This is a genomic window from Bradyrhizobium sp. LeoB3 (assembly GCF_055456055.1).
Genome location: NZ_JBVBEF010000212.1, coordinates 1 through 4764 on the forward strand (window position 1 = coordinate 1; position 4764 = coordinate 4764).

The 4764-nt window shown below is 64.1% G+C and carries 3 protein-coding genes; 2 read left to right on the forward strand and 1 reads right to left on the reverse strand.

All coding sequences use genetic code 11. The features are described from left to right. The first annotated feature begins 387 nt into the window (after window positions 1-387). Together ACZXDY_RS44755 and ACZXDY_RS44760 are read left to right on the forward strand one after the other, a co-directional pair. A complete protein-coding gene (locus ACZXDY_RS44755; RefSeq protein WP_464349871.1) occupies window positions 388-1263 on the forward strand; it encodes a tyrosine-type recombinase/integrase in 876 nt (291 codons plus the stop codon). Window positions 1264-1275: 12 nt separating this feature from the next. Beyond that, window positions 1276-2475, forward strand: coding sequence for an IS91 family transposase (locus ACZXDY_RS44760; protein ID WP_464349872.1), 1200 nt, complete (start codon window positions 1276-1278; stop codon window positions 2473-2475). A gap of 983 nt (window positions 2476-3458) precedes the next feature. Here ACZXDY_RS44760 and ACZXDY_RS44765 read toward each other — a convergent pair. Further along, window positions 3459-4622 carry an IS110 family RNA-guided transposase gene (locus tag ACZXDY_RS44765; protein WP_464349873.1) on the reverse strand — a complete coding sequence of 388 codons (1164 nt, stop codon included), beginning with the start codon at window positions 4620-4622 and terminating at the stop codon, window positions 3459-3461. Between the last annotated feature and the right edge of the window lie 142 nt (window positions 4623-4764).

The window sequence follows — 4764 nt, forward strand, 5'->3', positions numbered from 1 at the left end:
GTCTAGCCCGGCTCTAACAGTTTCCAATCAGATCGCCTGGACATTGTTCCAATTCCGTTGAAGCTGCCTTCAGGAAGCGAATTGCCATCGGGATCCAGGAAATCAGCGGGCACCGGTCGTTTTGGGGTGCTAAACCGTCTCTGGAGAGCGCTACTGCGCCTCCTGGCGCAAAGCTGACCTCAGTCGAGCCGCGCGGTCCATGTCCGCTTAACAGCGCAAAGCCGACATCGAAGCTTACAAACAGCATGTCCGCTAAGGGGTCATTGGACTAAACCGCTCGCGCGGTAGGGCACGACAGCCGGCAGCACGGCTGAGAGGATAGCGCGACGGGGCGTCCTGTCTTGAGATGAGGGGTTCGCAACCTTCACCCAAGACAGGAGCATCCCCATGACCGACGAGGCCATGAGCCCGTTGCGGCGGCGCATGATCGAAGACATGACGATCCGCAAGTTCGCGCCCAAGACCCAACATGACTACGTGCAGAGGGTCAAGAACTTCGCGGTGTTCCTCGGACGATCGCCGGATACGGCCAGCTTCGAGGATGTACGTCGCTACCAACTCCATCTGGCATCGAGCGGCGCCGGCGTGCCGACCATCAACCAGACCGTCTCGACACTGCGGTTCTTCTTCCGGGTCACGCTCAGGCGCCACGAGATCATCGAGCACACGCATGTCGTTCACGAGCCTCGCAAGCTGCCGGTGGTGCTAAGCGCTGAGGAAGTAGCCCGCCTGCTCGATGCCGCCCCCGGGCTCAAATACAAGGCGGCGCTCGGCGTGGCCTATGGCGCCGGCCTGCGTGCCGCCGAGGTCGTCTCGCTCAAGATCTCCGATATCGACAGCAAGCGCATGATCATCCGGGTCGAGCAGGGCAAGGGCGGCAAGGACCGCAACGTCATGCTGTCGCCGAGCCTGCTCGACCTGCTGCGCGCCTGGTGGAAGGCGGCGCGCCCGCAGGGCTGGCTGTTCCCAGGCCGTGATCCGGCGCAGCCGATGACGACGCGCCAGCTCAATCGTGCCTGTCATGCCGCCGCCCAGATGGCAGACATCAACAAGCGCGTATCGCTGCATACCCTGAGGCACAGCTTCGCCACCCATCTGCTCGAGCAGAACATCGACGTACGCGTGATCCAGGTGCTGCTCGGTCACGCCAAGCTCGATACGACCGCGCTCTATACCAGGGTCGCCACCAAGACGATCAGCGAGGTCATGAGCCCGCTGGAACACATCGCGATCAAGCTCAAGGAGGCCCGGCCGCCCGGCTGACGCAGGACGGTCATGTCTCGTCCGTCTCTGGAGGTTGCGGATATCTTCCGCGACCGTGGTCCGGCATGGCGGCAGGCCCATGCCGGCCACGTCAGCCTCGACCAGTTGAAGGTGATGTCGGCGATCGAGAGCTGCCGCACGGCAGCCCTCGGCGGCCATGTCGCCCGCTGTGAGGACTGCGCCTACACGTCCATCGCCTACAACTCCTGCCGCAATCGGCACTGCCCGAAGTGCCAGGGCGCCGCGGCGAAGCAGTGGCTCACCGATCGCGAAGCCGAGCTGCTGCCGGTGCCATATTATCACGTCGTGTTCACGCTGCCGGCTCGGATCGCCGACATCGGCTACCACAACAGGGCCGTCGTCTACGATCTGCTGTTCAAGGTCTCGGCCGAGACGATGCTGACGATCGCCGCAGACCCGAAGCATCTGGGCGCCAGGATCGGCATCACGTCCGTGCTGCATACTTGGGGCTCGGCCATGACCCATCACCCGCATGTCCACATGATCGTGCCGGGCGGCGGCATCTCGCCCGACGGCCGGCGCTGGGTGTCCTGCCGGCCGGGGTTCTTCCTGCCGGTGCGGGTGCTCTCACGCCTGTTCCGGCGGCTGTTCCTGGAGCGCCTCGCCGCCCTCCACCAGGCCGGGCGCCTGAGCTTCTTCGGCAACGACGCTCATCTTGCCGGAGCACAATCATTCGCCGCATTGCTTGCAGCGTCGCGCAAGACGGAATGGGTCGTCTATGCCAAGCGTCCGTTCGGCGGCCCCGAGGCCGTGCTGTCCTATCTGTCACGCTATACTCACCGCGTCGCCATCGCCAACAGCCGCCTGATCGCCCTCGACCAGCACGGCGTCACCTTCAGGTGGAAGGATTACCGCGTCGAAGGCCGCGACCGCCAGAAACGGATGACGCTCGCCACCTTCGAGTTCATTCGCCGCTTCCTCATCCATGTCCTGCCAAAGGGCTTCCACCGCATCCGCCATTACGGCTTGCTGGCGCGGGGCGCCTGCGCCGACAACATCGCATGCGCACGCGAGCTGCTCGTCGTCAAGGAGCGTGAGGATGAGCCGACCGAGACCATCGTCGACACCGGCAAGCCGCCCTGTCCATGCTGCGGCGGCCGCATGATCGTCATCGAGCTCTTTGAACGAGGCGCAACGCCGCACCGTCAACCGACCGCGCCAACCAGCGCCATCAGGATCGACACCTCATGACCGCGCAACCGCCATTCAGCAAAGCTGCTCGTCGTGCCCGCCGCTCATCGACCGGCCATGACGGAATGCGCCCAAACGTCCATCTGTCGTCGTCAATCCGCCGACAATTGATCGCTGGCCACGCCATCCACCGCTCATTCACCCGCCGCGCCATCATCGCTAAGCTCGCTGCACCACTTGGAACTCAACCTGCCAGCTCGCTCGCAGCGCTCAAATCCCCATAGAGCCTGCCGCACCAGTCCTGCCCACCACGCGCGGTTTCCTCCCTTGGAGGCTTTCGGACGCCGGCCGCCCGAATATGCCGCGCTGTCACGGCTGCGGCGGGCATCCGAAACCCTTCACACAAGCGGCATTTGGCCCCGCCTTGGGCAGCGTCCGGTCTACCCCGGTGAGCTGACGTGGCGATCTTTCAATCCGGTTTCGGCTGATGGGGTCAAAAGCACCGTCTGGAAGGTCGGCCAGTCACGTCCGGTCTCGCCCGATAAGCGGACCGTTTCAAAGTCCGCTCGCAGTTCGCATCAGGGCCAGAGGACTTGTATGGGGCGATTGGTGTCAAGGCTTTTCGTTATTGGCCATCTCCTTGTTGGGCCGGGCTGCGACATCTCCTCGTCCCGACCTGCTTTTTGCTAGGCTGCTGCGCGGAGCGGCGGTCAAGGGTGGCCGAAGGCCATCGCGGAGCGACTTGCCCTTGACGGCTGCGAGCACAGCAGCAGACTGGCGCGCTCGGGTTGGCAGCTGAGACGATACCGAGGGGAGCTCGCCATCGTGCGCGCAGCTCGCGCGCCACGAACTTGTATTCGGCCGACCCGAGAGGGTCGCAACCATGATGCAGTCATGCGCATCGGCGGCGAAGCTCCGAGACGGCGGGCCCATTCTAAACCGCGGTACAGGGACCATAGTCCAACATCGGGTTGCCGCCACCTCGGCTCATCAGCTGCAGCTCGGCATCGATAAGATGCTAGGCTGCAGCAACTCAATTGACCTTATGCGACCGGGCGCAGCAGCAGACCGGCCGGCGTCTCGCCGGTTGTCACGAGCCGCCACAGCGCAATGAGAAGCTTGCGCGCGAGCGCTACGATCATTGTCTTGCGCGTACCGCCGCGAGCATCGGAAGTTCGCTTCCGATACCACGCGGTCAATGCGCTGGCCTTCTGATGCACCAGATGTCCCCAGGCGAGCTCGATCATACCGCGGCGAACGCGGGCATTGCCCGCTTTGGCAAGTCCTCGCTCGCGTCGTTTTTTACCACTCTCGTCGGGCGCACCAGTGAGGCCGGCATAGCGCGCGAGGGCCTTACGATCCCGGATGTTGCGCGAGAACACCTCCTGTGCGAGCATGTCCGCTGTCTCAGCACCGACACCGACGACCCGCGCAAGCAGCCGCACCATCGCATGGCCTTGCTCGTTGGGGGCTTCCGCCAAGCGCTTGGCGCGGGTTGTCTCGATTTCCTTGATCTGTTGCTTTACGAATCGAAGACGGTCCATGTCGCGCCGCAGCTCGGCCAGCGTGTTCACCGGAACGGCCGTCCCCTCCGGCGTGCGTAAGGCCTCCAGCCGGCTCGATGCCTGGGCCAGGTTAGGCCGGAAGTCGCGAATGCCGAGGCGGGCGAGATTAGCCTTCACGCGGTTGATGATGCGTGTGCGCTCCCCGACCAAGCTCTGGCGCTCGCGGCCCGGCCGTTTCGTATCCTCCTCCGCGAGGGTGGGGATCGCTGCCATGCTGCAATGCTTCGGTTCGCCGCGCAGCCAACCGAGAAAGGCGCGTTTGAGCAGTTCAGTGTCGAGCCGATCTGTCTTCGCCCGCCGGTGCTCACGCGACACCGGGACGCTCGACGGGTGGATCACGTAGGCCTCGATCTCTCGCGCTCGCAGGCAGCGTGCTAACCAGAAGCCATCGCGGCCGGCCTCATAGGCGACCACGATCCGTTTGATCGCGCGTCCAGCCTGCACCGCTTCCTTCTGCCAGCGATGCAGAAGCTGCAGGAGCTTATCGGGGTCCGGGCTGACCTTCTTCAACGGATTGCGTTCAAGTCCCGGCACAATACCGGCCACCAGCCAACTTGATTGGCCCATCTCGATCACGGCGATCACTGTCGCGTCTTGCTCAAGGGTGACAAGGCATCTGCTCAGGTCGTTCTGCTTCGCCATGGGGCGCTCCATCGCTTTGTTGCCGCGACGATGGTGCCATTGTCTCGCCGGGTAGCCCATAGCATCTAAACCGCTCGCGCGGTAGGCCGCTGCGGCAAACAGGGTGGCCAAGCCGATAGCGCCAAGGGGCGTCCTGTCTTGA